The organism is Sorangium sp. So ce1036 (assembly GCF_051369805.1).
GTDB classification, from domain to species: Bacteria; Myxococcota_A; Polyangia; order Polyangiales; family Polyangiaceae; genus Sorangium; species Sorangium cellulosum_F.
The window spans coordinates 1808230-1822115 of the sequence record NZ_JBBMOX010000001.1 but is presented as its reverse complement, the minus strand read 5'-3'; the positions used below and the strand labels follow the sequence as shown (position 1 = coordinate 1822115).

14 protein-coding genes are annotated in these 13886 nt (G+C 71.6%); 9 read left to right on the top strand and 5 right to left on the bottom strand.

Annotated features, from left to right (window positions below; all coding sequences use genetic code 11):
• The first annotated feature begins 59 nt into the window (after positions 1-59).
• The 5 genes from WMF31_RS06760 (at position 60) to rplI (ending at position 2936) form a co-directional block, all read left to right on the top strand.
• Complete coding sequence (locus WMF31_RS06760; RefSeq protein ID WP_436601134.1) at positions 60-722, top strand: 50S ribosomal protein L25/general stress protein Ctc; 663 nt, start codon at positions 60-62, stop codon at positions 720-722.
• 102 nt (positions 723-824) lie between these two features.
• Positions 825-1496, top strand: a complete 672-nt coding sequence (pth, locus tag WMF31_RS06755; protein WP_436601133.1) for an aminoacyl-tRNA hydrolase — start codon at positions 825-827, stop codon at positions 1494-1496.
• Between the two features lie 113 nt (positions 1497-1609).
• The gene (gene rpsF / locus WMF31_RS06750) at positions 1610-2149 is read left to right on the top strand and encodes a 30S ribosomal protein S6 (RefSeq protein WP_436601132.1); all 540 of its coding nucleotides are present in this window, start codon (positions 1610-1612) and stop codon (positions 2147-2149) included.
• Between the two features lie 3 nt (positions 2150-2152).
• Entirely contained in the window at positions 2153-2473 is a 321-nt protein-coding gene (gene rpsR, locus WMF31_RS06745; protein WP_129352595.1) for a 30S ribosomal protein S18, read from the top strand.
• A 10-nt stretch (positions 2474-2483) separates the two neighbouring features.
• Positions 2484-2936: a 50S ribosomal protein L9 gene (gene rplI, locus WMF31_RS06740; protein ID WP_436601131.1), complete on the top strand. Its 453-nt coding sequence runs from the start codon at positions 2484-2486 to the stop codon at positions 2934-2936.
• 56 nt (positions 2937-2992) lie between these two features.
• On the opposite strand, the gene WMF31_RS06735 is transcribed toward rplI, so the two are convergent.
• The gene (locus WMF31_RS06735; RefSeq protein ID WP_436601130.1) at positions 2993-3973 is read right to left on the bottom strand and encodes a PfkB family carbohydrate kinase; all 981 of its coding nucleotides are present in this window, start codon (positions 3971-3973) and stop codon (positions 2993-2995) included.
• A 427-nt stretch (positions 3974-4400) separates the two neighbouring features.
• On the opposite strand from WMF31_RS06735, the gene dnaB reads away from it, so the two are divergent.
• The 3 genes from dnaB (at position 4401) to WMF31_RS06720 (ending at position 8383) form a co-directional block, all read left to right on the top strand.
• Positions 4401-5903, top strand: a complete 1503-nt coding sequence (dnaB, locus tag WMF31_RS06730) for a replicative DNA helicase (RefSeq protein WP_436601129.1) — start codon at positions 4401-4403, stop codon at positions 5901-5903.
• Positions 5904-6001: 98 nt separating this feature from the next.
• Positions 6002-6430 (top strand): hypothetical protein, encoded by a 429-nt coding sequence (locus WMF31_RS06725; protein WP_129352601.1) that lies wholly within the window; start codon positions 6002-6004, stop codon positions 6428-6430.
• Positions 6431-6550: 120 nt separating this feature from the next.
• Positions 6551-8383 (top strand): hypothetical protein, encoded by a 1833-nt coding sequence (locus WMF31_RS06720; RefSeq protein ID WP_436601128.1) that lies wholly within the window; start codon positions 6551-6553, stop codon positions 8381-8383.
• A gap of 946 nt (positions 8384-9329) precedes the next feature.
• On the opposite strand, the gene WMF31_RS06715 is transcribed toward WMF31_RS06720, so the two are convergent.
• The 4 genes from WMF31_RS06715 to WMF31_RS06700 form a co-directional block, all read right to left on the bottom strand.
• Positions 9330-9872: a hypothetical protein gene (locus tag WMF31_RS06715; RefSeq protein ID WP_436601127.1), complete on the bottom strand. Its 543-nt coding sequence runs from the start codon at positions 9870-9872 to the stop codon at positions 9330-9332.
• Positions 9869-10642 (bottom strand): hypothetical protein, encoded by a 774-nt coding sequence (locus WMF31_RS06710; RefSeq protein WP_436601126.1) that lies wholly within the window; start codon positions 10640-10642, stop codon positions 9869-9871. Before WMF31_RS06710 ends, WMF31_RS06715 begins: the two co-directional genes overlap by 4 nt.
• The gene (locus WMF31_RS06705; RefSeq protein ID WP_436601125.1) at positions 10639-11106 is read right to left on the bottom strand and encodes a hypothetical protein; all 468 of its coding nucleotides are present in this window, start codon (positions 11104-11106) and stop codon (positions 10639-10641) included. Before WMF31_RS06705 ends, WMF31_RS06710 begins: the two co-directional genes overlap by 4 nt.
• A 353-nt stretch (positions 11107-11459) precedes the next feature.
• Positions 11460-12308: a hypothetical protein gene (locus WMF31_RS06700; RefSeq protein WP_436601124.1), complete on the bottom strand. Its 849-nt coding sequence runs from the start codon at positions 12306-12308 to the stop codon at positions 11460-11462.
• Positions 12309-12934: 626 nt separating this feature from the next.
• On the opposite strand from WMF31_RS06700, the gene WMF31_RS06695 reads away from it, so the two are divergent.
• Positions 12935-13840, top strand: coding sequence for a helix-turn-helix domain-containing protein (locus WMF31_RS06695; protein ID WP_436601123.1), 906 nt, complete (start codon positions 12935-12937; stop codon positions 13838-13840).
• The last annotated feature ends 46 nt before the right edge of the window (positions 13841-13886 follow it).

Here is a 13886-nt window from a genome sequence, read left to right as displayed (position 1 = left end):
CCCTACGCCGGAGCGGGCCGCGCATCGCGGACGTCCGGACCACTTCTGGAGCCGTCGTCATGGAGATCATCAAGCTCAACGCCACGAAGCGCGAGGAGAGCGGCAAGAGCGCGTCGAGCCGCCTGCGCCGCACCGGAAAGATTCCCGCCATCGCCTACGGGCGCGAGCTCGCGCCGGTCTCGGTCGCCATCTCGCCGAAGGCGCTCCTTCAGGTGCTCGGCTCCGACCACGGGAAGAACTCCGTGGTCGAGCTGGCCGTCGAGGGCGGCGAGACGTTCACCGTCATGGTGCGCGACTACGACTACCACCCGATCTCCCGCGAGCTCGTGCACGCGGACTTCGTCCAGGTGAAGCTCGACCAGCCCGTCGACGTCCAGATCCCCTTCCGCTGCGTGGGCAAGCCGAAGGGCGTGGTCACCGGCGGCGTGCTCCAGCAGATCTTCCGCACGATCCCGGTGCGCTGCCTGCCCGAGCAGATCCCGTCGGTCATCGAGGTCGACGTGACCGAGCTCGACATGGGCGAGGCGTACAAGGCCGGCGGGCTGAGGCTGCCGGAGGGCGTGAAGGTCATGCTCCCCGACGAGCAGACGATCGTCGTGGTCAACGCGCCCGAGAAGGGCGCTGAGGACGAGGCGAAGGCCGCCGGCGCGGCGGCAGCCGGCGCGGCTGCGCCCGCCAAGGGTGCGGCTGCGCCCGCCAAGGCCGCGGACAAGAAGAAGTAGCCACGGCGCGGGCCGCCCGGCGCCTCCGCGGCGCGCGGCCCGCCCGCTCCCCGTTGCCGCCTCGCCTCGCCCGCTCAAGGGATCCCGCGGAGCCCGCTCGTCATGCTGCTCGTGGTCGGCCTGGGAAATCCGGGCAAGGAATATGCTCCGCACCGGCACAACGTCGGCTTCATGGCCGTCGATGCGCTGGCCGACGAGGTCCGGGCCGATCCGTTCCGCGAGAAGTTCTCGGGCCTGCACGCGAAGGCGGAGATCGCTGGAGAGCCCGCGATCCTGCTCAAGCCGATGACCTACATGAACGAGTCGGGGCGGAGCGTCCAGCCGGCGATGGCCTTCTTCAAGATCGCGCCGTCGTCGCTGATCGTCCTCCACGACGAGCTCGATCTGCCGTTCGGCACGGTGCGCCTGAAGACCGGCGGCGGGCACGCCGGACACAACGGGCTGCGATCGATCATGGCGCACTGCGGGACGGGCAACTTCGGGCGTGTCCGCATCGGCATCGGCCGGCCGCCGGCCGGCTTTCGGGGCGAGGTCGCCGACTACGTCCTGTCCGGCTTCGACGCGGTCGAGCGCGCGAGCCTGCCCGACGGCTTGAAGCAAGCCGTCCAAAGTGTGCTAGAAGTCGCCGCCCGCGGCTTCGACGCCGCGATGAACGTTCGAAACACCCGGCCCAGGCCGGGCAAGAGGCCCAAGGGCGAAGGGGACGGGTCGGCCGATCCGGCCCCGGCTGCGAAGGGCGAGAGGGTCCCCCTCCCCCCGACACAGAAGCCCTGAGCCTCGCTGGAGACAGCGCGTCGGGCGCGGCGATCCGCGCGTCGCTCGGCGGGCTGCTCCTTTCCTCGTCCCGGGGCGTCGCCCCGGGGCCATTGGCCGAGAGGGAAGACTGAATGAGCCGACAGGTAACGGCGCCCGGGCGCGCCAGAGAATACGAGACCATCTACATCCTGCGACCCGACATCGACGCCGACGGCGCCGAGCGCATCGGGACGCGCATCGCCGAGGTCGTCGGGCGCGAGGCCGGGCGGCTGACCAAGGTCGAGACGTGGGGGCGCCGCCGCCTCGCCTACGACATCTCCAAGCACCGCCGCGGCGTGTACGTGTACCTGAAGTACCTCGGGGGCGGGAAGGTCGTCTCCGAGGTCGAGCGCAACCTGCGCCTGTTCGACGGCGTGCTGAAGTACCAGACGGTGCTCGTGCGCAACGACGTCGAGGCCGAGGGCGTCACGATCGCGGAAGAGGACGTGAAGTTCGAGCGGCTGGAGCTCGCGCCGCTGGAGGACGATCGCGACGACTCGCGCGAGCGGCAGCTCGGCCTCGTCGAGCCGGAGCGGCGCCCGGAGCGGGCCTCCGAGGCGGCCCCGGCGGGCGACGCGGAGGAAGGCGAAGAGGCCGAGGCCGAGAGCTCCGGCGACGAGGAGGAGAGCTGAGCAATGAACGGCCGCAACACCGACATGGGCCGCAGCAGCGGCGCTGACTTCGACGATCGCGACTTCGGTCGCACGCCCGACCTGAACGCGGACGCCCCCGGGCGCCGCCGCACCGGCCGCAAGCGCGTCTGCCGCTACTGCGCCGACAAGTCGCTGGTCATCGACTACAAGGACCCGCAGGCGCTCAAGTACTTCATCTCGGAGCGCGGCAAGGTCGTCCCGCGCCGCATCAGCGGCAACTGCGCGCTCCACCAGCGCAAGGTGACCCTCTCGATCAAGCGCGCGCGCAACATCGCGCTCTTGCCGTTCACCGTGACGGCTTAGGAGGTCCGTTATGGCAAGCCACATCCACGTGGTCCTCACGGAGGACCTCCACAACGTCGGCAAGAGCGGCGAGCTCGTGAAGGTGCGCCCCGGCTTCGCGCGCAACTACCTCATCCCGCGCGGCCTCGCGGTGGGCGCCACCGCCCAGAACGTGACCCGGATCGAGCACGAGAAGCGGGTCGCCGAGGCGCGCGCCGCGAAGACGCGCTCCGAGGCGGAGCAGCTCGCGGCCAAGCTCGGCCAGGTCAAGCTCACCATCAGCCGCCCGGTCGGCGAGGGCGACAAGCTCTACGGCTCGGTCACCGCGCGCGACATCGAGGAGGCGCTGGCCACGCAGGGCTTCAGCGTCGACCGGCGCCGCATCGAGACCGACACGATCAAGACGCTCGGCGCCCACCCCGTCGTGATCCGCCTCGCCCCCGCCATCACGGCCACGGTCGAGGTCACGGTCGCCGCCAAGTAGGCGCGCGCCGCCCGCGAACGTCGCGGGCGGCCCGAGCCCTCCGCCCCGCTTCCGCCTCACCCCCGCTTCCGCCTCACCCACGCCCTCGCGACGTCATGTCCACGCGCCACGGCGCGGAGCATGAGCGCCGCGTCGGTCCAGCGATCGCGGCCTTGCCACACCAGGGTCGCCAGCATCCCGGCGCAGAAAGCGTCCCCCGCGCCTGTCGGATCGAGCGGCCGCACCGGACGCGGAGCGACCGCGCGCTCGCCGCCGGGGCCGAGCACGAGCGTCTCGCGCGCGCCGTCGGTGACGACCAGCGTGGCCTCGGTGCGCAGGTGCTTGCGCAGCGCGGGCGCGGTCGTGCCCAGCACCTCGAGATCCCCGGTGCTGCACTTCACGAGGTCGGCCTGCCCGAAGAGCCGGAAGCAGCCGCGCACGCCGGCGCCGGGGGTGGCGCCGGCGCGGGCGCCGGCGCCGGGGGTGATGCCGGCGCGGGCGCCGGCGCCGGGAGTCGTGCCGGAGCGGGCGCCGGCGCCGCCCGGGAGCGCGCTGCGCCCGACGCGCGGCCACATCCGCGGGCGCGCGTTGATGTCCACCGCCACGGCGCACCCTTCCCGCCGGGCGGCCGCGGCGGCCCGGACGAGCGCGCCGATCGCCCCGCGGACCGGCGCGATGCCGGTGAAGTGCACGACCCGGGCCTGCCACCGCGCAGGCAGCGCCGCGGCGAGGGCACGCGCCTCGAGCTCCCCCTGCCTGTACCCGACGAAGCGCGCCTCGCCGCGCTCGATCGCCACGAGCATGAGGCCGGTTCGCGCCGCGCCCAGCGCGAGCCGCCCCACGTCGATGCCGGCCGCGGCGACCTCATCGCGCAGCCCGCGCCCCATCGCGTCATCGCCCAGCGCGGCGCACAGCCCCGACGGCACCCCGAGCCGGACGAGCGCCATCGCGGTGTTCACCGCGCCGCCCCCCGGCACCCGGCGCAGCAATTTCGCTTGCTCGAGCGGAATGCCCTCCGGCGCATAGAAGTCCCACAGCGCTTCACCGACGCAGACCACCTCGACGGGAGCAATCCTTGTTTGACGCGTTTTGTGATCCACAATGTGCGGCTCCTCGTGATGGTTCATGGCAAGGCGCGAAGCGTCATGGCAGCCGAGTCAAGCGCGAAGGAAATTCGCGATGAGGCCGGGGTTGCCCGGTCCCCAACCCCGATCGCCGGCGGCGCCTCGTCGCGCCGTGCCGGTCCTCCGCGATCGGGGGAGCGCCCCTCGAGCGCGGAGCCTGCATTGGAATGCCCACCGCACGAACGCACGCTGCAATGCAAACAGAAACTCTTCTCAGGGCTACCCATGTTCTGATAGACGGAAATCGACCCTGCACCCGACGCCCTGAAGGACCGTTGCGCCTTCAGGGCGTCGCCCATTTTGGCCCCTGTGGAAAAGCTCGGGGCGGGATGGGGGGAATCGGTGGGGAGGAGATGCACGGATGATGAGAATGATGGAGCGCCGCGGAGCGCGGCCGCAGAGGATCGAGCCTCCCATCGTCGCGGGGCGCGTGCCGCCGCACGACCTCGACGCCGAAGCGGCGGTGCTCTCCGCCATCCTGCTGCACCGCGACGCGCTTGACCGGGTGCTCGAGATCCTCAAGGCCGAGCACTTTTACAGCGAGGCGAACAGCCGCATCTACGAGGCCGCGCAGGAGCTCGCGGCCGCCGGCACGCCCATCGACATCGTCTCGGTCGCCTCGTGGCTGCGCGATCGGGAGCGCCTCGCCCAGGTGGGCGGCGCCGCGTACCTCGCCCAGCTCGCGGACGCGACGCCGGCGGTGGCGCACGTCGCGGCGCACGCGCGGGTCGTCTACGAGAAGTGGCGCGTGCGCCAGCTCATCGCCACCTGCCAGCGGGTCGCGGCCGAGGGGTACGGCGACGTCGGGGTGGTGCAGGAGTTCATCGACGGCGCGGAGCAGGCGGTCTACCAGCTCGCCCGCACGCCCCAGGGGACGACGACGCAGCCGCTCGCCCAGGTGCTCAAGGCCGCGTTCGAGCAGATCACCGCGGCCGCCGAGCGCGGCGACCGCATCACGGGCATCTCGACCGGGTACGAGAAGCTCGACGCCAAGACGGCCGGCCTGCACGACGGCGACCTCACGATCGTCGCCGCCCGCCCCGGCATGGGCAAGACGTCGTTCGTCCTCAACCTCGCCGTGAACGTCGCGTCGCCGCGCACGGTGAGCTCCCCCGGCCCGGACGAGGCGGGGCACGGCGTCGAGCGGCACGAGCCGGGGTTCGGCGCCGCCGTCTTCTCGCTCGAGATGCCGCGCGAGCAGCTCGCGACCCGCATGGTCTGCAGCGAGGGCCGCGTCGACGTCGGCAAGCTCCGCCAGGGCTTCCTGCAGCCCGACGACTGGCGCCGCCTGACCGAGGCGGCGTCCTTCCTGTCGACGCTGCCGATCTGGATCGACGACACGCCGGCGATCTCCCTCCTCGAGCTGCGCGCCAAGGTGCGGCGGATCCAGGCCGAGTACGATCGGCCGCCGGGCGACGGCAGCTCGGGGCGGCGCGTGGGGCTGGTCGTCATCGACTACCTGCAGCTCATGAAGGGGCGCGACGGCGTGAGCAGCCGCGAGCAGGAGATCAGCGAGATCTCCCGCGGGCTGAAGCAGCTCGCGAAGGAGCTGAAGGTGGCGGTCATCGCGCTCTCGCAGCTCAACCGCGCGGTCGAGACGCGGACCACCAAGGACAAGCGGCCTCAGCTCTCGGACCTCCGCGAGTCCGGCGCGATCGAGCAGGACGCCGACAACATCATCTTCATCTACCGCGACGAGTACTACAACGCGGAGACCACCAACCAGAAGGGCATCGCGGAGCTCATCGTCGCGAAGCAGCGCAACGGGCCGACGGGCAAGGTGCTCACGCGGTTCACCTCGTCGTGCACGCGGTTCGACAACCTCGCGCCCGGCGACTACCCGGACATGGTGGACGACGAGTGACTTGCGGGCGGCGGGGCCCGCGCGTCGGCGGGCGGCGGGGCCTGCGCGTCGGCGCGTGGCCCTGCGGATCGTCGTGGCCCCCTGCTAGGGTGCGCGGCATGTCTGTCTGGTACGTCCCCGCCGTCCTCGCGGCGGTCTGCATGGCCGGCCACTACCTGATGCTGCGCGCGGCGGCGGGCCGGGTCGGAGACGCCCTCGGCGCGCTGTGCGTCGAGGGCACCGCGGCCGCCGGGATCCTCGCCTACCTGCTGCTCCGCTCGGGCGCCGAGGCCCCGCCGACGACCGCGGGGATCCTCTGGGCGTGCGGCTCCGGCCTGTTCATCAGCTTCGTGACGACGCTCAGCTTCATGGCGCTGCGGATCGGCGGCCCGGTGACCGCGACCGGGCCGATGGTGTTCGCCGGCGGCATCGCGCTCGCCGCGCTCTTCGCGCCGCTGCTCTTCGACGAGGCGTTCACCGCCCGCCGCGCGCTCGGCGTGGGGCTGGGGCTCGCCTCCCTCGTCGTGCTCGCCACCGAGCGCGCCTGACCCAGGCCGCGCGGCGGCCGCGCATCACCGAGCGCGCCTGACCCAGGCCGCGCGGCGGCCGCGCATCACCGAGCGCGCATGACCCAAGCCGCGCGGCGGCCGCGCATCGGAACGGGACCGATGATCCGCTCGCCCGAGAGACCCCGCCACCTCCGCCCCGGCCCTGCGCGCCCCCGGCGCGCCGCGCGCGGCCGCCCGGGGCTCTGCGGCCTCGCCGCGCTCTCGCTCGCCGCCGCCACCTGCGCGCCGCCCCTGCAGAACGGCAGCGTGGTCGTGTCCCCCGGCGCGGCCGAGCGGCTCGGCGTGCTCTGCCGGTGGGGCCAGGGCGGCGCGGCGGCGGGCGGGCTGTGTCCGGGCGACGCGGACGCAGCGCGGCGCGCGCTCTCCGGCGCCGGCCAGCTCGATCTCCGGGTGCGCGAGCGCGGCGCCCCGGCGCCCGCCGCGGCCTCCGCGCTCCTCGACCCGCTCACCCCGGCGAAGGTCGGCCTCTTCGACGCCGCCACCGGCGCCGCCGTGTCGCCGCCCTGGCTCACGCTCACGGGCGAGCTCCAGCTCCTCCTACCCCCGGGGCGGATCCGGGTCATCGCCTCGCGCGGGCCCGAGTACACGCTCGCCGAGGCGACGATCGACATCGTCGATGGCGGCAGCGCGCGGCTCGATCTCACGCTGGAGCGGGTGGTCGACACGACGGGCTACATCGCCTGCAACCTCCGGCAGCCCGCCGCGCGGGGCGCCGACGCGGGCATCGACGCGGCCACGCAGATCGAGTCGAGCGCGGCGGAGGGCGTGGAGTGCGCGGTGACGAGCGAGCACGACCTCGCCTCCGACCTCCGGCGGGACGACGCCGCCCTGCGGCTCGGGACGCGGCTGCGGATGCTCCCGGGCGTGGAGCTCACGAGCCGCCGGAGCGGCGCAGGGCTCGGGAGCCTCAGCGTGTTCCCGCTCGGCGGCGAGGCGGCCGCATCCGGCGAGGGCGCGCTGCGGTGGGTTGACGGGTCCGCGGACGAGATCCTCCGCGCGGTGCGCGCGCTGCCCGGCGAGCGCGTCGTCCAGGTGAGCCGGCCTCATGGCGGCGGCCCCCTGCTGCACGCGCCCGGAGCGCCGCGGAGCGCTGGGGATCAGGGCCCGCGCCACGAGGGCCTTCGTCACGAGGGCCCGAGCCTGCTCGCCCAGATCGTCGGGGACGGCGACGGCGCCGATGCCGTCGAGGTGTGGACCGGGCGCGAGGCTGCCGCGCGGGATCGAGCGATCGAGGAGCTCTGGGCGCTGCTCCGCGCGTCGCGCCCGGTCACGCCGACGGCGAGCAGCGGCCCCCACGGACGGCTCGGCGCGGAGGCGGGTTCCCCGCGCACGTACATCGCCGTGGCCGACGACGATCCGGCCCGGCTCGACGTGGCCGATCTCGTCGCGGGCCTGCGGCGCCGGCGCGACGTCGTGATCACGAACGGGCCGTTCGTGACGATGCGCCTCGGCGACGTCCGCCAGGGCGGCGTCGCGTCGGCGCGGCGCGGGACCGATGGCGGGCGGATGTCGCTCTCGATCCGGGTCGAGCGCGCCCCCTGGGTCGACGCGCGCGAGCTCCACGTGCTCGTCGGCGGCGTCGCGAGCGGCGCGCCGATCCCCCTGGACGGCGCGCGCACCACCCCCGCGGGCGCGCTCCTCGACGAGATCGCGATCCCCGTCGTCCTCGGCGCCGGCGGCGGGCGGCGCCCGCCGGGGCCCGGCGCCCCCACCGGCGGCGCGCTCGGCGACCGCCCGCCCGGGCAGGGCGCGCCCGGCGCGATCTTCGTGGCGGAGGACACCTTCGTCGTCGCGATCGTCCGGGGGCGGCGGCCGCTCGAGCCGGTGCTCTCCGGGGATCCGGGCGAGCTCCTGCCGTTCGCGATGACGGCGCCGCTCTGGATCGACGCCGACGGCGACGGCCGCTCCCTCGGCCGCGCCGCGGCGCCGTGAGCGCGGCGCGCCCGGCGCACCCGGGACGCGGGAAGGTCACGCTGGATGGCGGGGATCATGGTTTCCCGCGCACGCCTGGAGTGCAGGAATCGGCCGAGCAGGGAACCAGGAGAGATGCTGCTGCACGGTGTGAAGCCCCTCCGGCCTCACCGCGGCAGCAGGAGCGCGTGCCGAGCTCTTCGCTCTCCCGTCTTCGTGTGCGTGCCGACGCGGCCGCTCCGCCTCGAGCGAGTGGACATGGACGCGGTCGCTCCGCCCCGGCCAGGTGGACATCGATGTCCCCGAGCTCACCGGCGTCCACCTCGACCCGCGCGGCCGCCCCGAGCTCGCCGGCGTCCACCTCGACCCCGCGGCCGCTCCCCCGCATGGCGCCCTCCCAGGCGAGTGGCGGCCCCCTGCGGGGGACAGCCGGCCTACCAGGTCAGCGACGGCGTCGAAAGCGGAGGACGAGCGCGGCGCCCATGCCGACGAGCACGAGCAGCGTCACGCCGACCCACACCCAATCCCGGGGATCCGAGCTGAAGTCGATAGCCACCGCGCCGCACCCGGGAGACCACCCTCTTGTCCTCGGGCAGCCGTCCTCTCATGAACCGCCCCCTCCGATCCACCGGAAAGTGCGGACCCTGCCGCGGCGCACCTCGACGCCGCGGCCCCATTATCTGCTCGGGCGCCATGGATGTACGCTGGCGCGACCGCGAGCTCGCCAGCGTCCAGCGCCGCGACGTGGCCGAGCTCGACCAGGTGGACGGCGACGGCCCCGACCTCGCGCGGTGCTTCTACCTGGAGAAGAGATGCTCCCCTGCCGAGGAGCGAGCCGCCCGAGCTCCCCCCAGCGCGTACCGCCACGGCCGCGCCGCCGCGGCGGGGACGCAGCCGAGCTCGCCTCGATCTCCTCGCCGTCCGCGCGCCCAACTCGGCCACGTGGACGGCGACCGCCAGGGAGGGGCTACACCGGATCCACCCAAGTCCATACGATCGAGAAGAGGCACACATAGATCGTCGCCTCGCCCATCATCAACCCATCCATGTCCGCATCCGGCACCACCTCGTTCCCGAGCGCCGGTGGGATCGGCTGGTAGCCGGGGTACGTGGCATCGATCTCCTGAGCGATCTCGCGCGCCACCGGCTCCTCCTCGGGGATGCCGGGGAGGTGGATCCCGTAGTATGGCCCGAGCAGGGACACGTGGAAGCTGAGCGCCGTTTCGTCGGTGAGCCAGATGCGGGCCGAATACGCCGGGTCGATTCCCCCCGCAAACAGGTGGAGCGACTCGTTTTGAAGCCTGTATCGATCCCCCAGTCTGTCGATCATGGCCTCCCACGTTGGGTAGTCTGCTCGCCCACGGTTTGTGGCTTCCACCAAGCGGCGGTGCTCCTCCGTGTCCTCGTAGACGGGCTCGCCCGGAGGCACATAGATGCGCATGATCTTCTGCACACCGCGAGGGTAGAAGCGGTAGACGAGGTCGAGCAGCTCGGAGCGAGTTATCTTCATGGATTCGTCACCCTGGCGCCGAGCCCCTTATACTTGGACTTGAACGCAGCGTCCGCCTGGGCAGCAAAATTCTTGCAAAAGATCCCCTGCGGGAGGTCGTAGTCCATGACGTTTGCAACCTCCTCCGTAATCTCTTCACTGAGGCTGGCTGCACGGCTCGGATCTATTAGCCCCATCTTCTCAGTTCGTATCGGCATCTTGATGGTAACAGGACATCTCCAGCTCTTGACCGTATGCGGGATAGTGAGTTTCCTGAAATTCAGATTGGCCATAGCCTGTTGCCACCCTCCGATTTTACCCGGACCCGGGTCATTGACAATGGTAACAAACGCAAAGTCCGACGGATCAAAATCCACGTATGTCCATGGGGCCATTCCAGGCGGCGGGCACTTCGTGCTGCACGCATCGCTACAGCTCAAGAAGGTCGCTCCGTCTCCGGCCATGTCGCCGAATCCGGGGCATGGGTCTTGCGGGCTCTTCGGGTTATATGTATATGTCGGGGTCTCCGCGTCGTCGCTCGCTCTCTCCTCTTCCTCTTCGAGCTCCCACTCGTTGCACGCGATCTTGCGCTCGCCACCACCTTGCGGGTCTGCCCCGTAGTCGCCGGATGAGGACGAGGTGAAGATGGGGCGGGGCTCCGAGCCTGGACCGGCACCTGCACCCGTGGTTCCTTCCCCGACAGGATAGCAGTCTCCTATTGTCCAGTTGCACGCCGCCAGCGTCCAGACCGATATGGCCACGATCAATAACAGAGCTCTTCTCGGGTTCATTCGACACTCCATCGAAGCACAGGACCAGCAACAACGACGACGGACACGTAGCCCGGCAGCACCAGACTGCCCCGACCGACCCAATCCACATTGACGCTCACCGACACCCCGAGCGGTCCGGCAACGTACGCGTTGGTCTGCGCATGGGCGCCTACGGCCAAGCCACCGACGAGGCCGCACAAGGAGACGCCGCACGCCGGCATGACATAGAACGCGACCGAGGGCCCCGCGCTGACGTTGCCGTCCTTCCACGCGTACCCGACGTCCACTGAGATCTGGTTGTAGACCCCGGGCCCACCCTCCGGGGTCGGGGGTAGAAACGTGCACAGGTCGTGCACCGTGAACACAATGTCTCGCTGGATGGGCCACGTGATGCCCGCGTGTGGCCCCACCGCGAGGCGCGGAACGGTACCGGCCTGGAGCCACCCGAGGCTCACACCGGCGCTCAGCTCGTACGCTTCCACGGACGTCGGAACAAAGAGCGGGAGGACGAGTCCTGCTGCCCATGAGATCCGTCGCTGTGATGCCCTCACCGTCTTCCCCTCCCCCGCTGGAAGCCCGTGGCAAAAACCCGACACGCGACGTGATGGCGCGTACCATTTGGCGGGGTATGGAGTGGGCGTCACAGAGAAATGCTGCGAGTCGATGAGGATGGACGGGCATCTGGCCGTCCGGGCGAGCATGGCTACGCGGCTGGCCGGTTCGCCGCCCCTCCGAGTCGGCGACCCGCCCTCGCCCAGAAACTCGCGGCGCCGCGACGATTCCGCTTGACCATGGCGGCGCGGGCCGCTCGCGGCGGTCTCGGGGCCGGCTCAGGTCACGAGCTCGCCGCCCACGGCGCCCGCGTCCCCTCCCTCTCGTCTTCGTTCCCCTCCGCCGCCGGCGCCCCCGGCGCCTCCGGGCGCGGCGCCTCGCCCGCGGGCGCCCCGCCGTACCGCTTGCCAGCGCGCTCCGACGCCTTCAGCACCGGCCCGCGGATCATCTCGATCGCCTCACTCGGCGCGTCGGAGAGCTCCAGGTTGGAGAGCACCGCGGACACGACCCGGAACCACTGGCTGCGCGCGGCGGCGACTGTCGCCCGGGTCACCGGCGCCGTCTTCTCCTTCGCGGCGAGCTCGTTCCGCCGGTGCTCGATCGTCAGGAGCTCCTTGCCCGCCGCGATCCACCGCTGCGTCGTGTGGAGCAGCGTCGTCTTGCCGCGCGCCGGGATCCCCTTCAGGAACTCGCCGATCGACGGCTCCTCGACGAGGAGCCGGGCGACGCGCGCGGTGTTGCCTGCCTCCGCGGTCGGCGAGGCCTTGACGATGGTGAGCCCGTTCGGGAACAGCCTCGACTGCACCTCGTCACACAGCGCAGCGCGCTCCCGGTCCGGGGGGTCCTCCCCGAGGCACTGCGCGCGGTGCGCGTCGATGCCCCAGCACACGGCCCGGGCGAGGTGATCGTGGCGCTCGTCGACCCGCGCGAGCTCGTCGTTCAATGCGATCATCTCGCCCGACGGCCCCACCTTGCTCGGGCGCACCGCGAGCACGGCCTCGTGGGCCGCGACCACCTTCGGGTGCAGGCCGGCGATCTCGGGGATCGAGAGGAACAGCCGCTTCCGCTGCGCGCTCTCGACCCACGGGGACAGGAGCGCGACCATCTCTTCGATCATCAGGTGCTTCAGCATCGCGTGGACCTCCTTGACCGGGGTACGGCGTGAGCGGCCAGGAGACGGCGACGCGACCGAGCCCGTCAATGCGCCAGCCGGTTTACGACGGCTCGAAACCATCCCGGGCGGCTGAAAGGAGGTGCCGCGGAGGTCATGACCAACGCCGGCGCTCGTCGCGAGCGCCGCGACGAGGTCGCTCTCCACCGCGGGAGATCTCTTCAGCCGGGAGAAAGGTTCCGATCAAAAATTTTGAATTTTTTCATACAAATCAAGAGGTCTCGACTGTTTCACCGGCCTCGAAGGAGCCTCCGCGCGTGGTCGAGACCCCCAGGGGGCATCCGAACGATGGGCCGGAGGGCGTCGGGACCGCCGATGGCGTTCGTACCGCGGATCGAGCGAGCAGCGCGTCCGGTCCAGCAACCAGTCCAAACTCATTCGTGATGCGATCCGCATCCCTCCTGGAAAAAAAAATGACGCTGTATCAGCAACTTATCCATGCATCGACGGGGCCGCTTTCGCTCCACAACCTGCCGGGCCAAACGTACTGACTCACGCCGAGCAGCGCTCGCATCGGCTTCCTGACGCTCAGGCCATGCCGAGCACGCGCAGGCGTCGCATCCCGGAGTATGCTATGCATGCAGGCTATGCGTCGCACGCCTCAGCACCCCCCTCCCCGCGTTCTCACGCTGGACGGGTTCGGCGCCGGGGGCTTGCCCTTGTGTGTCGTTCGCGTCCCACGACAGAGGCGGCCCACGCTGCCGCCCGGGCCGCTCGTCTCGACCTTCTTCATGGTCTTCGTGCTGACGGCGGGGAGGGGGCGAGGCCGTCATCTGGAGCAGGTCAATCTCCATGCCGGGGATATCCACCTCATCCCCGCGGGCGTGGAGCATCAGCCCCTCGATGTCGGCGACCTGGAGGGATGGATCGTGGGCTTTGATCCGACGCTGCTGAGCACTCCGGAGCGGCTGCCGGGACGACCACGAATCCGAGGCGACGCGAAGGACGCGCCGGTGCGCAGCCTCTTTCTCCGGGGGCTGCTCCGGCTGCGACCCGGAGAGCCCCGGCGGCAGCGAGTCGAGCGCCTGGTGGCCGAGATGGATGCCGAGCTGCGAGAGGCCCAGTGGGGCGCGGACAACGCCGCGCTCGCATGGTTTACCCTCCTGATCACGGAGCTCCTCCGCGAGCTCTCGGAGCGCGCGCCTCTGGCGTCGCCCCTGCTCAGCGGGCTCGTGCAAGATGCGCTCAGGTTCATCGAGGCGCACTGTCTGGAGCCCCTCTCGCTTCAGGACGTCGCGTCGGCGGTCGGGCGCACGCCTTCGCACCTGGCCAACGCCATCCGCCGGGAGACAGGGCTGACGGTGGGGGACTGGCTGCGCGAGCATCGCATCGCCGAGGCCCGGCGGCGGCTCCTGGAGACGGACGCGAGCATCGAGAGCATCGCAGACCAGGTTGGCTACGCCGACGTCACCCATTTCATTCGCACCTTCCGGCGCGCCCAAGGGATGACCCCCCGGGCCTTTCGCGATCAGCGCCGCCGCCCCGGGCCTTGAAGGCCCCGCCGTCCGACCCCAATCCAGGCCGATCTCCGCCCCAAGC